This is a genomic window from Cyclobacterium xiamenense, from assembly GCF_900109255.1.
GTDB classification, from domain to species: Bacteria; Bacteroidota; Bacteroidia; order Cytophagales; family Cyclobacteriaceae; genus Cyclobacterium; species Cyclobacterium xiamenense.
The window spans coordinates 741,320-761,583 of the sequence record NZ_FNZH01000003.1 but is presented as its reverse complement, the minus strand read 5'-3'; the positions used below and the strand labels follow the sequence as shown (position 1 = coordinate 761,583).

Sequence of the window (20,264 nt, the reverse complement as noted above, 5' to 3'; positions counted from 1 at the left end):
CCTGGTCTATCAGTCCTCTCTTTTATTGATTTGGTAGACCAGGTCTTTATCGCCCTTAGTTAGCTGCAATGCGGTCACAATGCGATGGGGTGTCGGCTTCCCCAGGGAAACAAAAAGCAAGGTCAACGCATAACCGATGGTGAATCCGGGATTATCGTATAAAAACAGCCCCAGCGCACTGATTACCCCCACCCAAAACAACTGCCAATACCGCAGAAAGGTGGCTTGGGCATAGCGTTTGACCCGTTCGTGTAGTTCTGAATCACTCTTTTTTACCAGCTGTATCCTCCTTTCAAATGCTACCTGCTGCATCACCAAAAGCACCGCCACCGTGCCCAGCCCCAGGTAGGCAAGTACCGGAGGAAGGACGGGAAGGTCAAAAGAAAGGGTGTCGCTAGAGGAATAAAGATAGGCAAAGGCAAAAAAAGACAGAGGTATTGCGATAAGTAGCAAAACGTTCCGTTCCAACAGCCTGAAATCCTTTTTTAATCGAAGGAGTCGCTCATCGTTATCCATTACTCGATGCGGACTTTTACCTCGGAATCAGCAGGTTTAGAGGAGCAGCATAAAATAAAGCCTTCGGCTATTTCCTTCTCACTCAACCCGGCATCCTCGTCCATCGTGACCTTTCCGGCGATCAATCGACCACGACATGCCGTACACAAACCACTCTGACACGAATAGGGCATGTCCAGCCCTTCCTCCAGCCCGGCTTCGAGAATGGTCTTGCCCGGTAGCACGTCGACGACATGCTCCGACCCCTCCAACTCCACGGTGATTGATCGGCTCAGTAGATCTTGGGTCTCCTCGTCGGTATTTTTCTCTACTTTGTCCAGGTAAAAGCTCTCCGTGCGAATGGCCTCCCTCGGAACGCCCAGTTCAATGAGGGCATCCTGCGAACTGCGCATCATCCCCTCTGGACCACAGATGAAAAATCGGGACTCCAAACCGGATTCTTTTAGGAGATTTTTGAAATACCCCACCACCCTACCTTTGTCCAACCTTCCACAGGGTCCTTCCCAACCATCCGTTGGCTGGGACAGCTGATGTGACACCTGCAATCTGCCAGGGTTGCTTTTCTGTAGTGCTTCAATCGCCTCGTTGAAAATGATACTATCTTGAGAACGACTGCAATACAACAGGTGAACGGTAGAAAGTGGCTCGTTTATCAGTATGGTTTTAATGATTCCCATAATGGGAGTGATGCCACTGCCTCCAGCAATCATCCCGTATAGCCGACGGTTTTGCGAATGGTAATCCGAGACGAAATTTCCAAGCGGTTTCATGACGGTCACTCGTTTGCCCGGAAAAAACTGATCGTTGATATGGTTGGAGACCAAGCCCCCTTCCAGGCGCTTTACGGTAATTCCGGGAAAAGGATCTACAAAGGGCGAGGTACTCAAGCTGTAGGAACGACGTTCCTGCTTTCCGTTCAATTCCAGGATAAGCGTCAAAAACTGACCCGGCTTGTAATCCAAAAAGGGTTCGGGCTGCTCAAAATAAACCGTTAGGGTATCGGGTGTTTCGCGAACGGTTTCGCGAATACGCAAGGTTAGATACGCTTCTTCTTTGTGATCCCCCTCATCTTTGTTTTTTTTGAATAAATTAAACAGCATTTCTATAAATGATAAATTGAACAGGTTTCAGTGTAAAATTAAACAACCGATTCCATAAATACAGAATCGGAAGGAACTATTAGTAACCTAACCCGGCCGACGCCTATATGGTTCTGCCTGGAATTGTTTTTTTTACCTGGATTAGTCGCACTTTGGGAATATTTCACGTAATGGGAACAAATGATTAAACCAAACTATTACATGACATCCCAATCAAAAACGTATCTGAAAAAAATTCGCCTCCTCTGGAAAGGAATGGCACTCGTCCTCTTACTATCCGTAGGCGTTTCTTGCCTAAACATGGACGAGGAATCCGTGGACAATACGCCCACGGCCTATGTTTCCTTTTTTAATGGAACGACGGTGGATCGGGAAATCAAGATCACCGTAGACGAACGGGTGTATGACCGGAGGCATTTTGATTTTGGCCATTACATCGACTACTGGTATTTTTATACCGGCAGTAGGAATTTTTCTTTCAAAGACCCGGCCACTGATCAATCGCTGCTCGATACAGCAGTAACCCTTGAGGTGGAAAAAGCCTATTCCTTTTTTATGACCGAACAGGGGGGAGAAATCAAAACGCTGTTTACTGAGGATAAATTGAATTTGCCGGAATCAGGCAATGCCCTGATTCGCCTGGTTCACCTCTCTTCGGACAGCCCAGAAATAGCGGTTTACCGGTCCGGGGTATCCGATCCTCTTTTTTCTGAGCAGGAGTACATGGAAATAACCGACTTTATCAATGTATCGGCGGGCGAAACCGACCTGGTACTCATGGATGCTGACGGAAACGAGGAATGGGCCCGGCTAAACGAAGTACACCTGAGAGAAGGCAGAATCTACACGCTGATCCTGCGTGGCGACCAACAGGCTGCGAGTACTACCGAACAAGGCCTCCACCTGCAATTGATCCGAAACTATCCCAACTATTAACTACCCATTCGGGATCGGATTCACGAAGCCCCCAGTGCAAACGGGGGCTTTTTTATTTCAATATTATAGGAGCGGAGGTTCGCCGTTTGACAAATATAAATTAATTTTGTACCTCCATTAGACGGACTAACGAAACGTATGATTCTTTCCCCACTCACTGCAATTTCCTCCATTGACGGACGGTATGCCTCCAAAACCAGCCCTTTGATGGCCTATTTTTCTGAGTTTGCCCTGATTCGCTACCGGGTCACCGTCGAAATCGAGTACTTCATTGCCCTTTGTGAGCTTCCCTTACCGCAACTTGCCCAGGTGGACAAGGGTACCTTTGCCGCAATCCGGCAAATCGAAGAAAACTTCAGCGAGAAGGATGCGCAGGAGATCAAAGAAATCGAAAAAACCACCAATCACGACGTAAAAGCCGTGGAGTATTTTTTAAAAAAACGGTTTGAGAAACTGGGGTTGGCTCAGATCTCGGAGTTCATTCACTTTGGCCTGACATCTCAAGATATCAACAATACCGCGATACCCCTTATGTACCGGGACGGTATTCGAGGCATCATCCTGCCTGCTCTGGAAAAAGTACGAGAGAAAATCCAGCAACGGGCAGAAGAATGGGAGGCAGTGCCCATGCTGGCCAAAACACACGGACAGCCCGCCTCCCCCACCCGGCTTGGAAAAGAGCTGCAAGTCTTTGTCCAGCGTCTGGAGGAGCAACTGACCCTCTTACAACAAATCCCTTTTGTGGGGAAATTTGGCGGCGCGACAGGCAATCTGAATGCCCATTACGTGGCCTATCCGCACATCGATTGGCAACTGTTTGCGAACGAATTTGTCGCTGGAAAGCTTGGCTTAAAACGCAGTTTTCCTACTACGCAGATCGAACACTACGACCATCTGGCCGCGCATATGGACGGCCTCAAACGAATCAATACGATTCTGATAGACTTTAGTCGTGACGCCTGGCAATACATTGCCATGAACTACTTCAAGCAAAAAATCAAATCAGGCGAAGTCGGTTCCTCTGCCATGCCTCACAAAGTAAACCCGATCGATTTTGAAAATGCCGAAGGCAACCTGGGGATTTCCAATGCCTTACTGGAGCATCTTTCTGCAAAATTACCCATTAGCCGCCTGCAGCGTGACCTCACCGACAGTACGGTTCTCCGAGTTTTGGGCGTACCCCTTGCCCACATGCTCATCGCATTTTTGTCCCTGGAAAAAGGACTGGATAAGTTGGAGTTACACCCTTTGGCGATTAATAAAGACCTGCAAGATAACTGGGCAGTAGTGGCCGAAGCCATTCAAACCATCCTGAGGAGAGAAGGCTACCCGAAACCCTACGAAGCCCTCAAAGCACTGACACGAACCAACCAGGCCATCACCGAGCAAAGCATTGGCACATTTATCAACGATCTGGAGGTATCGCAGGCGATCAAAAATGAACTAAAAGCGATAAGCCCTTTCAATTACACCGGTAAGTAGAAATTTTTTTGGTAAAATCGAAATTCATTTTCTAAAGCTCGACTTTCATTTCCAAAAAAGGAGATTTGTACTTGAAAGTAAAAAAACCATTGCAACCTATCCGGACCTAAACGTACATTATCAAGAAAATTAACGTGCCTCTCGCGTAAATTTTGTGAAATTCTTCACGAAAAAGTTGCCTTATTGAACCCTTTTGCATAAAATTTGTTTATGTAAATCATAATTTAAAATTTTGATCTGCACTTGGGACCTACCCTCGGCAAACAATCCAATTGGAGAGGAACCGTAGGAATAGGTTATGAAGCGAAAACGTAGTAACCCATTGCACGAAAATTAAACCATACAGTATGTCAAGTAAAAACGGAATTTTTTCACATTTAGGCTCGGATTTACCTGCTGGCCTGGTAGTGTTTTTAGTGGCGTTGCCCTTATGTTTGGGAATTGCGCTTTCCTCAGGCGCACCCTTATTTTCTGGGGTGATTGCCGGCATCGTTGGAGGAATTGTCGTGGGCTTTCTTTCGGGCTCACACACAGCGGTTTCCGGACCCGCTGCAGGGCTAACAGTAATTGTACTGAATGCCATTGAAGACTTGCAAGCCTACGAGCTTTTTCTGACGGCGCTGGTAATTGCAGGAGTCATACAGCTGGTCCTTGGATTCGTGAAGGCGGGGGTCATTGGGTATTATTTCCCCACTTCTGTCATCAAGGGAATGTTGGCAGGAATTGGTATCATCCTGATCATCAAACAGCTTCCGTTCGTTTTTGGCACCAATTCCAGCGAATTAGTAGAGGATTTTATTCCGCTAGTTAATGATTACGAAGCAGTGCTCGCATTACAATCCCTTGCGAGTAACCTAGAAGTGGGAGCAATCCTCATTGCACTTTTTTCCCTGACCGTTTTACTTCTTTGGGAAAAACCATTCGTTAAAAACCACCATTTTTTGAAATTCATCCCCGGGCCATTATTGGCCGTATTGCTGAGTATTGGAATTAATGAGATTTTTAATTCATTGATTCCCAATCTGGCAATCGGAGAGGAAAACAAAGTAACCCTTCCAGAAATTACCGGTTTGTCTAGCCTGGGAGATCACCTGTTTTTTCCCGATTTTTCCGGGATCTTCAATCCCGATGTGTGGGTAGTGGCCATTACCATTGCCATCATAGCCAGTTTGGAAACCCTGTTAAGCCTCGAAGCAGCAGACAAAATTGATCCACACAGGCGCGTTTCCCCGCCAAACCGGGAACTACTGGCGCAGGGTGCTGGAAACCTGGTAAACGGTCTGGTAGGCGGCATGCCCATAACAGCCGTTATTGTCCGGAGTTCCGCCAACATCAACTCGGGTGCGAAAACGAAAATGTCCGCGGTATTTCACGGCATTTTGCTCCTGCTTAGCGTATTGCTTATTCCTAACCTTCTCAATCTAATCCCCCTATCGAGTTTAGCGGCTATACTGCTGGTGATTGGTTACAAACTTGCCAAAGTATCTCTTTTCAAATCCATGTATAAGCTCGGATGGGACCAGTTTCTGCCTTTTCTGATTACGATTTTGGGGATCATCTTCTTCGATCTACTCAAAGGCATCGGTATGGGAATGATTGTAGGCATTGTCTACATCCTGATGAGAAACTATAAAAATTCGCACTTCTTCAAGGATTCCAGAGAAGATGACGAAGGTATCGTTCACATTATCCTTGCGGAAGAGGTTAGCTTTCTAAACAAGGGATCCCTCATCAAAACGCTTAAACATGTGGGAGACAACAAGAAAGTAATCATTGACGGCAGTAATTCAAAAATCATCGACTACGACGTGATCGAAGTCATCCGGGATTTTCAAACCAATGCCAAAGAAAGGAACATAACCGTTGAGGTCATTAATATCGATAAAGAAAACGCAGAAGTATTAAATTGATTTGGCTCCCATTTTGATTGGATGAAGCCCCTTCACAAAAACTCCTGAGTGGGCTTTTTTCCCAATCTCCTTCGATGCGCCTAAAAAAATCGGGTCGGACTCAGTTCATTGCCCATCCTTTTTCGCAGGCAATGATATCAATCTGGCGGAATGTTAACCCGAAAAAAGGGAGCGGGGGAACCGTGAGAAAAAAGTAATACCCTGTTTTCGCATGTCTAGTATCACATTAGCCAATAGACGGGCAAAACCCGCGGTGCCAGTTTGTCTTACTTTTTCTTAAACAGGGAATCCACAAATTCCCTACGATCAAACACTTGTAAATCGGTCATCTTCTCTCCTACCCCAATATACTTCACTGGAATTTTAAACTGATCCGAAATACCGATTACCACCCCTCCCTTTGCGGTGCCGTCCAGTTTGGTAATGGCCAACGCGCTGATCTCGGTAGCTTTTGTAAATTCTTTGGCTTGGATAAACGCATTTTGTCCGGTAGACCCATCCAGTACCAGCACTATTTCGTGCGGGGCCTCGGGTATGAATTTCTGCATCACCCGCTTGATTTTCGTCAATTCATTCATCAGGTTTACCTTGGTATGCAGGCGACCGGCGGTATCGACAATCACCACGTCTGCATTCATTTCCACCGCCTTTTTGACGGTATCGAAGGCGACAGAAGCAGGATCGGTATTCATGCCGTGAGAAATCACCGGAACGTCTACCCGCTCTCCCCACAGAATCAACTGATCCACTGCCGCAGCGCGAAACGTATCGGCCGCTCCCAGCACCACCGACTTACCAGCCTGTTTGAACTGGTGGGCAAGCTTGCCTATCGTGGTGGTTTTTCCCACACCGTTGACTCCTACCACCATGATGACGTAGGGTTTCTTCCCCTCCGGTAGGTCATAATCCGCAAGATCCTGCGTATTGTTTTCCTCCAATAACCCGGCTACTTCTTCCCGGAGTAACAGGTCCAATTCGGAGGTATTCACGTATTTATCTCGCGCCACGCGGGCTTCGATACGCTGTATGATCTTGATCGTGGTATCCACACCTACATCGGAAGTAATGAGGATTTCCTCCAGTTCATCCAGAATGGCCTCGTCTACTTTGGACTTGCCTACGATGGCTTTGCCGAGTTTTGAAAATAAATTCTCGCTGGATTTTTCCAGCCCTTTATCCAAACTTTCCTTTTTTTCTTTTGAAAAAAATCCAAATATTCCCATAAGTACAAATCTATCGCCCGAATATACGCAAAAATCCCTTTCGATTAGAATCGAAAGGGATGTATCCTTACACGAATGCTGGGATTAGCTTTATTTTTTTAAGGTTTCCTGAACCATTGGGCTAGGGACCATTTCTTCTTTGAAGGTGTATGCTCCGGTCTTCTCTGAGCGTACCGCTTTGATTACTTTGGCATAGGATATACCACCTTCTTTTTTCAGTGTTGCTACTACTTTCTTAGCCATATTCGTTGTTGTTTATCCCTGGGGGAACGCGATTACTTGATTTCCTTATGAACCGTCACCTTTTTAAGGATGGGGTTGAATTTTTTCAACTCCAGTCGCTCGGTCGTATTTTTCCTGTTTTTGGTCGTGATATACCGGGAGGTACCGGGCATGCCACTCTGCTTGTGTTCTGTACATTCCAGGATTACCTGAACTCTGTTACCTTTCTTAGCCATTGCTTCGTATGATTTAGTGTGGTTGGAGGGATTTGTGCTTACTTGATGACAATATCACCTTTTTTCTGCGCCTCTTTCAATACCGCACTGATTCCTTTTTTATTGATCGTCCTCAAGGCAGAAGAGGATACTTTCAGCGTGATCCAGGCATCTTCCTCCGGGATGTAAAAGCTCTTCTTGTGCAGGTTGGGGTAAAATCTACGCTTGGTCTTGTTATTGGCGTGCGATACGTTATTCCCTACCTGAGGCCTTTTACCAGTTATGTCACAAATTTTTGCCATGATATGTATGTATCCGTGTTGTTTTACTTTTTCAATTGGGTTTGCAAATATCGGAAGTTTTCATTAAATAACAAAAATAGGCTCTATAATTATTTAATAAATCCCTGCCTACCAACTTTTTGGTTTTGCCTCCTGTTTCCGGATCGCTTTTCTTATATTTGCCCTTTCGGGAATTAAAATCCCATGAATATAAAGCGTAACTAAGCAAGTCCATGATGCAGGAGATTCATTCAAGTGAGGAAGCGATACAATTGGAAGACCGCCACGGCGCCCATAATTACCACCCCCTACCGGTAGTCCTCAGCAGGGGCGAGGGGGTCTATCTATGGGACGTGGAAGGAAAAAAATATTTTGACTTTCTTTCTGCCTACTCGGCCGTCAATCAAGGGCATTGCCACCCCCGAATAAAGGAGGCGCTTGTTGCGCAGGCAGGTACCCTGACCCTGACTTCCCGGGCGTTTTACAATGACGTACTTGGGCCTTACGAAAAATACCTGACCGATTACTTCGGCTTCGACAAGGTGTTGCCCATGAATACCGGTGTAGAGGCCGTTGAAACCGCCATAAAAATTGCCCGGAAATGGGGCTACGAGAAAAAGGGAGTTCCGGAACAACGAGCAACGATCATTGTGGCGGAGGACAATTTCCATGGCCGAACCACCACTGTTATCTCCTTTTCCAGCGACGAAAACGCCCGAACTAACTTTGGCCCCTTCACACCTGGATTTATCCGCATTCCCTACAACGACCTAAGCGCCCTGGAAGAAGCCTTGAATGCCCATCCTGCGACAGTAGCCTTCCTTATCGAACCCATTCAGGGCGAAGCCGGAGTCAATACCCCGGATGAAGACTACCTGATGCAGGCAAAGAAACTCTGCCAGGAGCGACAAGTCCTTTTGCTAGCCGATGAAATCCAAACTGGAATCGGGAGGACCGGTTCCTTGCTGGCTGTTTGCGGTAATTGCAATTGCGAGGGCCACTGTGAACAACAAGAAACCTACGTGGAACCAGATATTTTGATTCTAGGCAAGGCCCTCTCCGGCGGGTTTTTCCCTGTTTCGGCCGTTTTAGCCAACGACGCCATCATGGAGGTGATTCACCCCGGACAACACGGGTCCACCTTTGGAGGAAATCCGCTGGGAGCCAAAATTGCGATGACTGCCCTGGAGGTGGTGCGCGACGAAAAACTTTCCCAAAACGCCCGGGCGCTGGGCAAGGTATTTCGGGAGCGTATGGAACTTCTCGCCAATAAATCGCCCTGGGTCAGCCTGGTTCGGGGACGGGGATTGCTGAATGCCGTGGTGATCAACGACAGCCCGGACAGCAGCACGGCCTGGGATATTTGCGTTGCCTTGAAGGAGAATGGACTCCTGGCCAAACCTACGCACGGCAATATCATTCGCTTTGCACCACCACTGGTGATGACCCTCGAAGAGTTGCATAGCTGCTGCGATATTATAGAAAATACCATCCTGGGCTTCCAAAAAAAGCGTGCGTAATGAAACAGCAGGCCATCATTTTCGATATGGACGGCGTTATCTGCCATACCAACCCGTTTCACTCGGAAGCATTTCGGGTATTTTTTGGCAAACGGGGTTTGAATCCTACCGAACAAGAGTTTGCCCAACACATGTATGGCAAAAGCAATAAGTACATCTTTGCTCATTTTCTGGGCAGAGAGGTTATTGGTAGCGAATTTGCTGAACTGGAAAACGAAAAAGAGGGGTTGTTTCGGGAAATCTACGCCGATAAGGTAGAAACATTGCCTGAATTTCTCCCGTTTCTTCAGGCATTAAAAAAGGAAGGCTACCGAACCGGAGTCGCTACCTCAGCCCCCCGGGCCAACCTGGATTTGATCATGAATAGCCTGGGCTTTGGTCCCAGCATGGAATCGGTGTTGGCGAGCGAAAATGTAACGAAACACAAACCGGATCCGGAAGTGTACCTCAGTTCCTCCCGAAATCTGGAGATCGACCCGACCCGTTGCCTGGTATTTGAGGATTCCCATTCCGGTGTATCCGCCGCTCGAAATGCCGGCATGCGCGTGGTAGGGGTGCTCTCCTCCCATACCAAAGAGGAATTACCCCCGTGTGACCACTATATCCGCGATTACCGGGACATCGATACCGATACGGTATCCAAACTCCTATCTTGAAAAATCACATGAGTTTATAACCGTTATTTATTGTACCGTATACCTACCCAGAATCCAAAGCGACATGCTCAGAAGACCACGTAGAAACCGGAAATCAGCAGCCATTCGATCCCTTGTGGAAGAAACCAGACTATCCCTGAGTGACTTTATTTTCCCCTTGTTCCTGATCGACGGAATCAATCAAAAAGTACCGGTACATTCCATGCCGGGAATTTACCGGTATTCCCTTGACCTGATGCTTGAGGAAATCGATTCTTGCCTAAAGCTAGGGATCAATGCTTTTGACATTTTTCCTGCCTATCCGGAAGAAAAAAAAGATCGCTTCGCAACAGAAAGTTACCGAGAAGACACGTTCTACCTAAACGCCTTGCGTACCATCAAGCAAACCTTTCCGGAAGCCTGTATCATGACCGATGTGGCCATGGACCCCTACAATTCGGACGGACACGATGGGCTGGTAGAAAACGGCCGCATCCTCAATGACGAAACCCTGGAAATTCTTGGTAAAATGACCCTGGCGCAAGCCCGAGCCGGTGCAGACATCATCGGTCCTTCGGACATGATGGACGGCCGGGTCGGCTATCTTCGAAAAATACTGGATGAAAATGGCTACAAGGAAGTGTCGATTATGTCGTATACGGCCAAGTATGCCAGTGCTTTTTACAATCCCTTCCGCGACGCACTTGACTCTGCGCCTAAGTCAGGTGACAAAAAAACCTACCAAATGGATCCGGCAAATAGCCGGGAAGCCTTGATAGAAGCCCAGTTAGACCTGGAGGAGGGTGCCGATTTTTTGATGGTGAAGCCCGCGCTTGCCTATCTGGATATTATTCAACTCCTTCACCAACGCTTTCCACTTCCCATCGCCGCGTATAATGTTAGTGGCGAATACGCCATGATCAAGGCCTCTGCCGCCAACGGGTGGCTGGACGGAGAACGCGCCATGCTCGAATCCTTGCTTAGCATCAAGCGTGCTGGCGCAAAAATCATCTTAACCTATTTTGCCAAGGAAGTGGCGCAAATCGGCTTGTAATCCACCCTTTGGTTAGGTGCCTGGACAGTTGGTTTCCCTGCAGGAGCATTGGTGCTCCGAGGGGAGGAATAAAAAAAGGAGACCGGTAATCAGTCTCCTTTTTTTATGTTTTTTTTCGGAATTAGAAGCTAAGACCGGTAGTAACTTTAAAGAACGAATCGTTTCCTTCTACCAGGTCGCCACCAGCAGACAGTCGCGCGAACGCTTTTCCGTTAGGATCTGCAAACTGGATGTAGGGGCCTAACCACTGATAAACGTCTGTGGATTCGGATACGTTAGATCCACCGGAGTTGATCAGGTGTTCGTAATGAAGGCCCAGGGAAAAGAAATCGGAAGCCTTCACACCGAAGTTGGTCCAATAGTGGATGTAAGCCAGGGTTGTTCCGCCAGTAGGCGCTTCGTTTCGAAGCGGGGAGTACAGTCCGAAATAGATCTCGCCTTCTGTTTTTGCCTTATCCAAACCAATGGTCAGGTTAGGAACAATACCATCCCCGAAAATGCTGGGTCCGGCTGTGCCTGAAGACAGCAAGTTGCCACCGGTAACACCGATTTGCGGATTGACGCTCAATCCATCTGCTACATCGAAGTTCATACCTACACCGAATTCGGTCCAGTTACCCCAGCCACCGCCGGATCCTTGCACACCACCTGTACCTCCGGACCACAGAATGCCATAAAAGGTAAACGCGGAAGTTTCACTGACAGCATACGATCCCGCAAAGAATGGGTAGAAACCGAAAAACTGATCAGAATTGACGGTGATAGTGAAATCAAACTTGTCAGATGTTTCACTCTGAGCGGTTGCTGTACCTACAGCTACGACGAAAAACAATGAAAATGCGATAAGGCCTTTCATTAAAGTTGGAATGTTAATTTTTCTCATGATTTTGATAATTAAGGTTAATTATTAAACGATTGTTAAAACAAAATTATTTTTTGAAATAACCAGGGTTAAATGATGAAAACAAATTTATTTGATAATGATCAATTTTGCAAAAATAATTTATTCTTTTGCTATTTTTTTCACTTTAAACAGCCGTTTCTTTGTCTTTTTTAATTTTTTTGGTCATTTTATTACCTTCAAATAAAATACATAAACTGACCAATTACGTGAAAACATGTAGCTTTTCCAGAATAAAAAAAAATTTTCTCAGTATTTAATTTTATTTTTTGCTATAAAATAATAATTTTTTACTTTTCTAATTAAGTTAAATTTAACACTACATTAACACGTATTAAGTTATTTTCGATAAATACAATGCAAAAACGAAACCGTATCTACCCCCAGATCGGAATTGAATGAATTGTCAGAAAAGATTAAGTGACTTCCCTTTCAAACGATTTCTTCGCACCCAACTTCAGAAACCACGGATCATTTATCCCAGACATCGTTTTAGCCAGAAGAGCGGATGAAGCTTCGTCGAAGCAACATGCCAGACAAAGCACCGTTCGGAAGCATCCTGTAAACAGAACCTTTCCCATAAAAAATACAAATTGTCGCGATATCTACTTCGCTTAGTAGCTAATTTCTGATAGATCGCTGCTTCTTTCGAAAATCGGCCGATTCCCGTTGAGTTACGAAATGTGAATCGAAATAAGCTATTTTTTAAAATAACACTAATGAATAAAAAAAATTTTGTCAAAATCGAAAAAATATTTTTTCTAAAAAAACTTACATCACAGCTTCCATCCAAACCATCTATAGATTATTCGATGGCATCTTATTTTTTACATAAAACATATTTATATTTTTTATTAACAATATTTATGTGAAAATACCACTGTTTTCGTTCCTATTTTAAAATTTCACTTGGTTTTGTACACGAATCATTTTTTAACCAATATTTATCATTTTAGCATAAATATTATTGTTTAAAGTATTTTTATATTCTTATTTACGGAATATCCTCGTACAGTCAATTGTTTTTGGTTGTTTATTAAACCATCTTGTGCATTCAAATGGAAGCCATTCGTACCTCATATGGCGCAAGTTATTGTTCACTTTAAAAATTAACGTTCTATGAAAGGAATTTTCCCAGTTTTCACTCAGGTTAACGCGGAGGCGGTGTCTGAGGGAATGGATTACGGTAGTGCGATCACCCAAAACTTACTAACTACCAACAATGTCTGGATGATGTTGGCAACAGCATTGGTCTTTATTATGCACTTAGGTTTTGCCGGGGTGGAAGCCGGTTTTGGTCAGGCAAAGAACACCGTTAACATACTATTTAAAAATACCGTGACGCCCATCATTGGTATCGTTTCTTATGCATTGATCGGGTTCTTTTTAATGTACCCGGGTTTCGATGTGCCGGGATGGTTTGGATTTGATGGAGCCGGTTGGACCATGTTCTGGTTTAATCCAGCGGATGCGGACATCAGCGCCGAATATGCCGACGCTGGCTATACCTATTGGACCGACTTTTTATTTCAAGCCATGTTTGCAGCAACTGCGGCTACCATTGTATCTGGAGCCATCGCTGAACGGGTAAAGCTCTGGGCTTACTTGGTTTTCACCATCGTTTTTGTGGGAATTGTATACCCACTCATTGGTAGTTGGAAATGGGGCGGTGGCGCTCTTGACGCGATGGGGTTTTATGATTTCGCGGGTTCTACACTTGTTCATTCTGTAGGTGGATGGGGCGCATTGGCAGGAGTTATCATGGTTGGACCCCGGATAGGAAAGTATGTCAATGGTAAAACCATTGAAAAACCCGGTTCAAGTGTGCCACTAGCTGTAATTGGAGTCTTCTTATTGTGGTTAGGATGGTTTGGATTCAACGGCGGCTCGGTGCTTTCCGCAGACCCGGGATTGGTATCCCTTGTTCTGGTAACCACCTCTTTAGGTGCTTGTGCCGGTGGACTGGGTGGATTTCTTACCGCCTACCTGACATTCAAACGGCTAGACTTGGGGATGGTGCTAAACGGTATCCTAGCCGGGTTGGTAGGAATTACGGCAGGAGCGGATGTTATTAGTCCAATATTCGCACTCCTTATCGGCTTTATCGCAGGCATTTTGGTTGTACTTTCTGCCATATTCCTAGATAAGTTAAAGCTCGATGATGTAGTGGGAGCAGTATCTGTCCATCTCACCTGTGGGATTTGGGGTACGCTAGCCGTAGGCCTATTTTCAAGCAATCCGGACCACACCTTTTTGACTCAATTAGTCGGCGTCCTCATTTGCGGTGGTGTAGCCTTTCTGTCTGCCTTGGTTATCTTTTATGTTCTAAAAATTACCATCGGAATACGCGTTTCCGAAGAACACGAACGATCCGGCCTGGATAGTCATGAGCACGGAATAAGAGGATACACCATTGTGTACGACGAATAAACTGAATAAAAGTACCCCTAGAGAATAAATAAAAAAGCAGAACCCCCCTCCCACCGAAGAAATTGAAGCCTCTTTACAAGTGGGGAGGGGTTCTCATCAGTCAACGTATTATTAACTAACGCTCAAAATTAATATGAAAAAGTTCCAACTTCTAATCGTCTTAGTTATTTTATCAACATTGACCTTAGTCAACGCGCAAGAAGCAACCGAAAAACCAAAAGTAGCCCTATCTGGGTCTATTGATGCCTATTTCAGAACCAACATAAATGCTCCGAACAAAGGGGATGAATACCAGGCACCTGCCACTTCATTCGCCAACTTACCCGGTTTTTCACTAGGTATGGCCAATATTATTGCATCCTATGAAGGAGAAAAAATAGGTTTTGTGGCAGACATGGTTTTCGGGCCCAGAGGGGAAGATGCCGTATTCGGTTCCCCCTTATATTCCGCCTTTGAAGGTGGTAGTTCTCAGATAGTGAATCAACTATACATGTATTGGAATGCAAGCGATGTCGTTACTTTTACCATAGGAGACTTTAATACCTATTTGGGGTACGAGGTGATTTCTCCTACCGGAAACTTTAACTACTCAACCTCCTATATGTTTTCATATGGTCCTTTTTCGCATACTGGTTTAAAGGCAGACTTTCAGCTCTCCGACAACTGGTCCCTGATGGCTTCCGTTATGAACCCAACAGATGTTACGGAATTTAATTCCATTGGCTCTTATACCTTTGGTGGTCAACTTGCTTATGCCACCGATGCAGGAGGTACTTATTTAAATTTGCTTTATGGAGATCAGGATGGAAAATTGGATATGAACACCCTCTCTTCGTTTGGCAATGCCTCCATGGGAAATACCTTCCAAATTGACCTTACCACAGGATATGACCTCACCGAGTCGGTATATGCAGGATTCAATGCCACCTACAATACCACTTCTGCAGGACAAGTCCTGAATGGCAATACCATACAGGATGCCACCGGTGATGGCTTTGGTTTCTACGGAGTCGCCGGATACCTACAACTTGCAACGTCGGAAGCGTTTTCATTGGGTGCACGCGGTGAATACTTTAGCGTATTCAACGAGGGTTTGGAAGGTGTGGTCGGCCTCAACACTACTGGAGATGGAAACGTCGTTGCATTTACCCTTTCCGGAAATGCAAAGGTAATGGACAACCTCACCCTTATTCCTGAGGTTCGCTTCGACTCTATGTCAGAAAACTTCTTTTTGAACAATAACTACGAAAACGCAAGTAATTTGACGTCTTTTCTACTCGCAGCCGTCTTTTCGTTCTAGATTTCTGTTTTTTTTCTCAAAAATTGCCAAAAAACAGCAGTGTTTAAAAAAAACTGCGGTTTTTTGTGTTTCTATACTACTGGTTTCAAAACCACCTCAAAAACAACCCTTCCTGATTAGTTTTCTTGTGTTTATTCAAATTCACGGTCAAAAAAAACACTACTTTTTTGTATAAAAAAACCCTTTTTCAGTATATAATTTTACTTTTTCAAACATTTATTCATTTTTAGACTGAAAAAACACAACCTTTCTCTTCCAATTCGTATAGTTAGGTAGCGAATAATTATAAACTTAACGAAATAGTATGATGATCAGATTCACATGTATGTTAGCTGCTTGTTTCCTGGCCTTTAATGTATCGAATGCGCAATCTCATCAAGATCTTAAAGGCCCTGCTGCGAAAAACTATAAACCTTGGAAACAGCAGGCTAGAAAAGGTACCTTGTTGGTAACAGTAGACGAAGAGAAAGTTAAAGGACCCGCTTACAAAAACAAAAAGCCCCAGAAAGGCGATTTTGAAGTGGTGGAAGTAAATGCAGATTTGAGAAAAAGAGAACACGTAACAGGTCCCAAAGCGAAAAACAGCAAACCCTGGAAAAAAGACTAATGACACCTGGCATATAAATGCCTGATAAAAAAGTGCCTGAGAGAAACCAGAATTGGTTTCCCTCAGGCACTTTTTTTATCTTTCGGTTCTTTGTAAAGTAAATCGATTGGGTTACAAATCTTCCTCTCGTTCCAGCATCAAAATGGCGTTTTGAGGAACGATGTAATACTTTTCTCCCTCGTAAATAACCTCAAAGGCCCCGTTCATAAGAAAAACGGCCAAATCGCCTTCTTTCGCCTGCAAAGGGATATATTTTACATTTTCTGCATGGTCCTTCCAGGGTTCTTCTTCCGCTACAGGCAGGGGAATGGGGTATCCCGGACCTGCTTTCATGATGTACCCCTGCTGTACTTTTTCTTTTTCCCGAACTCCGGGCGGCAGGTATAGCCCGCTGGATGTTTTTTGATCGGGTTTCTTTAGCTTGATCAACAGGCGGTCGCCCACGATAAGGAGCTTTTTTAACTTATTTTCAGAGGTCAGTTGCATATTGGTTTGTGATTAGCAAGAGGATATAGCGCCATTCAGTGTAAAAATAATGGCATCTCCACCCGGTGAAGACGCCATTATTTTATTGGTTACAAATTGATGGAAGAATGCTTATTTTTTATCTTCTTCATTTACTTCTTCGTAGTCGACATCGGATACGCCATCTCCGGAAGCGGAATCCGATGTAGAGGCGTCTCCGGTGGGGCCACCTTGGGCAGCACCGCCTTCTGCACCCTGAGATGCGTTGTACATCTCTTGAGAGGCCGCAGTCCAGGCCGTATTCAAGGCTTCCATTCCAGCATCAATGGCCGCAATATCCTGACTTTGGTGAGCCGCTTTCAGTTTTTCCAAGGCTTCGTTTACTGCCGATTTGTTACTATCGGAAAGCTTGTCTCCAAATTCCTTCAACTGCTTCTCGGTTTGAAAGACAAGGCTGTCTGCCTGGTTGATCTTGTCGATCTTTTCCTTCTCCGCCTTGTCTGTGGCCGCATTGGCCTCAGCCTCTTTCTTCATCCGGTCGATTTCCTCCTGAGAGAGTCCGGAAGAAGCTTCAATTTTGATTTTTTGCTCTTTGCCGGTTCCCTTGTCTTTTGCAGACACATTTAGAATTCCGTTGGCATCAATATCGAAGGTCACCTCAATTTGAGGTACACCCCGCGGGGCCGGCGGAATATCCGTCAACTGGAACCTGCCGATAGCCCGATTATCCTTGGCCATGGACCGTTCTCCCTGAAGGACGTGAATATCGACTGCAGGCTGATTGTCGGCTGCGGTAGAAAATACCTCGGACTTCTTGGTAGGAATGGTGGTATTGGATTCAATCAATTTCGTAAACACTCCCCCCATGGTCTCAATACCCAGCGATAGCGGCGTTACGTCCAGAAGCAATACGTCTTTTACTTCTCCTGTCAGCACACCACCTTGTATGGCAGCTCCTATAGCCACAACTTCGTCCGGATTTACGCCTTTCGAAGGTTTCTTGCCGAAATACTTTTCGACCTCTTCCTGAATTTTTGGGATTCGGGTAGAACCACCGACCAGGATCACCTCGTCTATATCGGAGGGAGAAAGGCCGGCATCTTTGATGGCTTTACGTACGGGTTCCATGGATCGTCGAACCAGATCATCGGAAAGCTGCTCGAATTTTGCTCGCGAAAGGTTGCGGACCAAGTGCTTGGGGCCAGATTGTGTGGCGGTAATGTACGGCAGGTTGATCTCGGTACTGGATGAACTGGAAAGCTCAATCTTCGCTTTTTCTGCGGCTTCCTTCAATCGCTGTAGGGCCATGGGATCCTTTCTCAGATCGATCTCCTCTTCTGCTTTAAACTCGTCGGCTAGCCAGTTAATGATTACCTGATCAAAATCATCGCCTCCCAGATGCACATCGCCATTGGTTGATTTCACTTCGAATACACCATCGCCCAATTCCAGAACGGATATATCAAAGGTACCTCCCCCCAGGTCATACACGGCAATTTTCATGTCCTGGTTTTTCTTATCCAGTCCATAGGCAAGGGCCGCGGCTGTTGGTTCGTTGATGATTCGTTTTACGTCAAGACCGGCAATTTGACCCGCTTCTTTGGTAGCCTGCCGTTCCGAATCGTTGAAATAAGCCGGCACGGTAATTACCGCTTCCGTCACTTCCTGTCCCAGAAAATCTTCTGCCGTAGACTTCATCTTCTGAAGAATCATCGCAGATAGCTCCTGTGGGGTGTAAGACCGATCGCCGATTTTAATGGCCACGGTATCATTGGGACCCTGATCCACTTTGTAGGACGCATGTTTACGTTCTTCCGAAATTTCGGAAAACTTTTTTCCCATGAATCGTTTCACAGAAGAAATGGTATTTGACGGGTTTGTAATGGCCTGCCTCTTGGCAGGATCCCCCACTTTCCTTTCTCCATTTCCGTTGTCCAAAAATGCCACGATAGAAGGGGTTGTCCTTCTACCTTCACTGTTTTGAATGACCACGGGCTCACTACCTTCCATTACGGCGACGCAAGAGTTGGTCGTACCCAAGTCTATACCAATAATTTTTCCCATAATTATATTTATTTTATCGTTTTCGTATGTGTTACGAAAACAAGAACAACAACCAATGTGCCAAGTGGATGAATGGGCTAATTAATGCCACATTGTCATAATTTGTGACAGCTTTCAGATTCGATTTGTCAGCATTTATCCGTAATTTAACCGACCCAGTTCACTGCTTCTCGGCGGTTTCAATCTGTCTTACTTATGAAAATTACCCTTTCCGGGCTGTACATTTACCCCATTAAATCCCTGGGAGGCATTTCCCTTTCCGGCAGTAAGGTTCACCAATCTGGCCTCCAGCACGACCGTCAATGGATGTTAGTGGATGCGCAGGGAACGTTTATGAGCCAGCGAAGCCTCCCCCACATGGCTTTGCTTCAGGTCTCTCTGTCAGAAGATGGCCTATACCTCACGCACAAACTGCAGAAAGGTTCTGGCCTACACATTCCCTTCTCTGCCGATACGGGCCGGTTGCTGGAGGTCCGCATCTGGGACGATTCGGTCGATGCCCTGGAGGTAGACCCCGCTGCCGACGAATGGTTTTCGGACATGCTCCATACGTCCTGCAAACTGGTAAAAATGAGTTCCAGCCATAAACGCTGGCTAAAAAAGAAATACCAGGTCAACCAAGAGCACGTTGGATTTGCCGATAGCATGCCCTTTCTTATCATCGGCCAGTCTTCTTTGGACGACCTAAATAAACGCCTCGATACTCCTGTACCCATGGACCGCTTTCGCCCGAATATGGTATTCACCGGAGGCCCTGCTTATGTTGAAGACGGCTGGGACCGATTTTTCCTGGGGTCGGTACCTTTTAAAATCACGAAGCCCTGTGCCCGTTGTGTGATGACTACGGTAGACCAACAACGGGGAACAAAAAATCGAGAGCCACTGTATACCCTGTCCAGGTACCGGAAACTGGGGAAAAAGGTCTTGTTTGGCCAAAATGGAATCGCGCTGGACGAGGGGTACATTACATGTGGAGACGCTATTCTACCCGTTTGATTAACTGTGGAGAAAATATACACAGTGGGGGTGAAATTTCCAAAAAACGGTTCCTTTTGTACACAGCTATTCCACCCGGAAATTTCAAAATTTAAATTTTCTCGAAGAACCCATAGTATTTTAAATACATTTTTCTTATTATTAGGCGCTGAAAATTAGGTACAAAACAATTCATCCTTGTTTTCGGTTAACCCAAAATAACAGTGTATAGGAGGTAAAGGATATTCCTTTAAAAACAATCCTTACCTTTGGCACGAATTTTAAATGCTTGAGGCTGAAATAAACCAACTTAATTACCCAATTAACTATTCATAATTCAGTATCCAAGCAATAAATAATCACATTATCGTAGGGGAGATTTTTGATGGAGTTTGATGGATTATTTCAAACTAAGTAAAAATCCTATG

The 20,264-nt window shown here is 45.4% G+C and carries 19 protein-coding genes; 10 read left to right on the top strand and 9 right to left on the bottom strand.

The window, feature by feature from the left end; genetic code table 11:
• Positions 1-9: 9 nt before the first annotated feature.
• On the bottom strand, positions 10-516 hold the full coding sequence (locus BMW71_RS12880) for a hypothetical protein (RefSeq protein ID WP_092174492.1): 507 nt from the start codon (positions 514-516) through the stop codon (positions 10-12).
• On the bottom strand, positions 516-1,616 hold the full coding sequence (locus BMW71_RS12875; RefSeq protein ID WP_177179630.1) for a ferredoxin--NADP reductase: 1,101 nt from the start codon (positions 1,614-1,616) through the stop codon (positions 516-518). The genes BMW71_RS12880 and BMW71_RS12875 overlap by 1 nt, the downstream gene beginning before the upstream one ends.
• Before the next feature lie 201 nt (positions 1,617-1,817).
• Here BMW71_RS12875 and BMW71_RS12870 point away from each other — a divergent pair, with 201 nt between their 5' ends.
• The 3 genes from BMW71_RS12870 (at position 1,818) to BMW71_RS12860 (ending at position 5,944) form a co-directional block, all read left to right on the top strand.
• Positions 1,818-2,552 (top strand): DUF4397 domain-containing protein, encoded by a 735-nt coding sequence (locus BMW71_RS12870; protein ID WP_177179629.1) that lies wholly within the window; start codon positions 1,818-1,820, stop codon positions 2,550-2,552.
• Between the two features lie 138 nt (positions 2,553-2,690).
• Positions 2,691-4,034, top strand: coding sequence for an adenylosuccinate lyase (gene purB, locus BMW71_RS12865; RefSeq protein ID WP_092174488.1), 1,344 nt, complete (start codon positions 2,691-2,693; stop codon positions 4,032-4,034).
• Positions 4,035-4,381: 347 nt separating this feature from the next.
• A complete protein-coding gene (locus BMW71_RS12860; RefSeq protein WP_092174485.1) occupies positions 4,382-5,944 on the top strand; it encodes a SulP family inorganic anion transporter in 1,563 nt (520 codons plus the stop codon).
• Between the two features lie 266 nt (positions 5,945-6,210).
• On the opposite strand, the gene ftsY is transcribed toward BMW71_RS12860, so the two are convergent.
• The 4 genes from ftsY to rpmB form a co-directional block, all read right to left on the bottom strand.
• Entirely contained in the window at positions 6,211-7,167 is a 957-nt protein-coding gene (gene ftsY, locus BMW71_RS12855; RefSeq protein ID WP_092174483.1) for a signal recognition particle-docking protein FtsY, read from the bottom strand.
• A 90-nt stretch (positions 7,168-7,257) separates the two neighbouring features.
• Positions 7,258-7,410, bottom strand: coding sequence for a DUF4295 domain-containing protein (locus tag BMW71_RS12850; protein ID WP_092174480.1), 153 nt, complete (start codon positions 7,408-7,410; stop codon positions 7,258-7,260).
• A 32-nt stretch (positions 7,411-7,442) separates the two neighbouring features.
• Positions 7,443-7,625, bottom strand: a complete 183-nt coding sequence (rpmG, locus tag BMW71_RS12845) for a 50S ribosomal protein L33 (RefSeq protein WP_092174477.1) — start codon at positions 7,623-7,625, stop codon at positions 7,443-7,445.
• A gap of 38 nt (positions 7,626-7,663) precedes the next feature.
• Positions 7,664-7,906 carry a 50S ribosomal protein L28 gene (rpmB, locus tag BMW71_RS12840; RefSeq protein WP_092174474.1) on the bottom strand — a complete coding sequence of 81 codons (243 nt, stop codon included), beginning with the start codon at positions 7,904-7,906 and terminating at the stop codon, positions 7,664-7,666.
• Positions 7,907-8,118: 212 nt separating this feature from the next.
• Here rpmB and rocD point away from each other — a divergent pair, with 212 nt between their 5' ends.
• The 3 genes from rocD to hemB all read left to right on the top strand — a co-directional run bounded on the left by rocD (position 8,119) and on the right by hemB (position 11,094).
• Complete coding sequence (gene rocD, locus BMW71_RS12830; RefSeq protein ID WP_092174469.1) at positions 8,119-9,405, top strand: ornithine--oxo-acid transaminase; 1,287 nt, start codon at positions 8,119-8,121, stop codon at positions 9,403-9,405.
• On the top strand, positions 9,405-10,061 hold the full coding sequence (locus BMW71_RS12825) for an HAD family hydrolase (RefSeq protein ID WP_092174466.1): 657 nt from the start codon (positions 9,405-9,407) through the stop codon (positions 10,059-10,061). The genes rocD and BMW71_RS12825 overlap by 1 nt, the downstream gene beginning before the upstream one ends.
• Positions 10,062-10,125: 64 nt before the next feature.
• Positions 10,126-11,094: a porphobilinogen synthase gene (gene hemB, locus BMW71_RS12820; protein ID WP_092174465.1), complete on the top strand. Its 969-nt coding sequence runs from the start codon at positions 10,126-10,128 to the stop codon at positions 11,092-11,094.
• 121 nt (positions 11,095-11,215) lie between these two features.
• Here the strand turns inward: hemB and BMW71_RS12815 are convergent, their stop codons facing one another.
• Positions 11,216-11,977 (bottom strand): DUF6733 family protein, encoded by a 762-nt coding sequence (locus BMW71_RS12815; protein ID WP_092174462.1) that lies wholly within the window; start codon positions 11,975-11,977, stop codon positions 11,216-11,218.
• A 1,194-nt stretch (positions 11,978-13,171) separates the two neighbouring features.
• Here BMW71_RS12815 and BMW71_RS12810 point away from each other — a divergent pair.
• The 3 genes from BMW71_RS12810 to BMW71_RS12800 all read left to right on the top strand — a co-directional run bounded on the left by BMW71_RS12810 (position 13,172) and on the right by BMW71_RS12800 (position 16,332).
• Positions 13,172-14,425 (top strand): ammonium transporter, encoded by a 1,254-nt coding sequence (locus BMW71_RS12810; protein WP_244891168.1) that lies wholly within the window; start codon positions 13,172-13,174, stop codon positions 14,423-14,425.
• A 133-nt stretch (positions 14,426-14,558) separates the two neighbouring features.
• Complete coding sequence (locus tag BMW71_RS12805; protein ID WP_092174457.1) at positions 14,559-15,725, top strand: porin; 1,167 nt, start codon at positions 14,559-14,561, stop codon at positions 15,723-15,725.
• Between the two features lie 304 nt (positions 15,726-16,029).
• Positions 16,030-16,332 carry a hypothetical protein gene (locus BMW71_RS12800; RefSeq protein WP_092174454.1) on the top strand — a complete coding sequence of 101 codons (303 nt, stop codon included), beginning with the start codon at positions 16,030-16,032 and terminating at the stop codon, positions 16,330-16,332.
• A gap of 111 nt (positions 16,333-16,443) precedes the next feature.
• On the opposite strand, the gene BMW71_RS12795 is transcribed toward BMW71_RS12800, so the two are convergent.
• Positions 16,444-16,818: a co-chaperone GroES gene (locus BMW71_RS12795; RefSeq protein WP_092174451.1), complete on the bottom strand. Its 375-nt coding sequence runs from the start codon at positions 16,816-16,818 to the stop codon at positions 16,444-16,446.
• Between the two features lie 111 nt (positions 16,819-16,929).
• On the bottom strand, positions 16,930-18,861 hold the full coding sequence (dnaK, locus tag BMW71_RS12790) for a molecular chaperone DnaK (RefSeq protein WP_092174449.1): 1,932 nt from the start codon (positions 18,859-18,861) through the stop codon (positions 16,930-16,932).
• A 195-nt stretch (positions 18,862-19,056) separates the two neighbouring features.
• Here dnaK and BMW71_RS12785 point away from each other — a divergent pair, with 195 nt between their 5' ends.
• The gene (locus tag BMW71_RS12785) at positions 19,057-19,857 is read left to right on the top strand and encodes an MOSC domain-containing protein (protein WP_317041147.1); all 801 of its coding nucleotides are present in this window, start codon (positions 19,057-19,059) and stop codon (positions 19,855-19,857) included.
• The last annotated feature ends 407 nt before the right edge of the window (positions 19,858-20,264 follow it).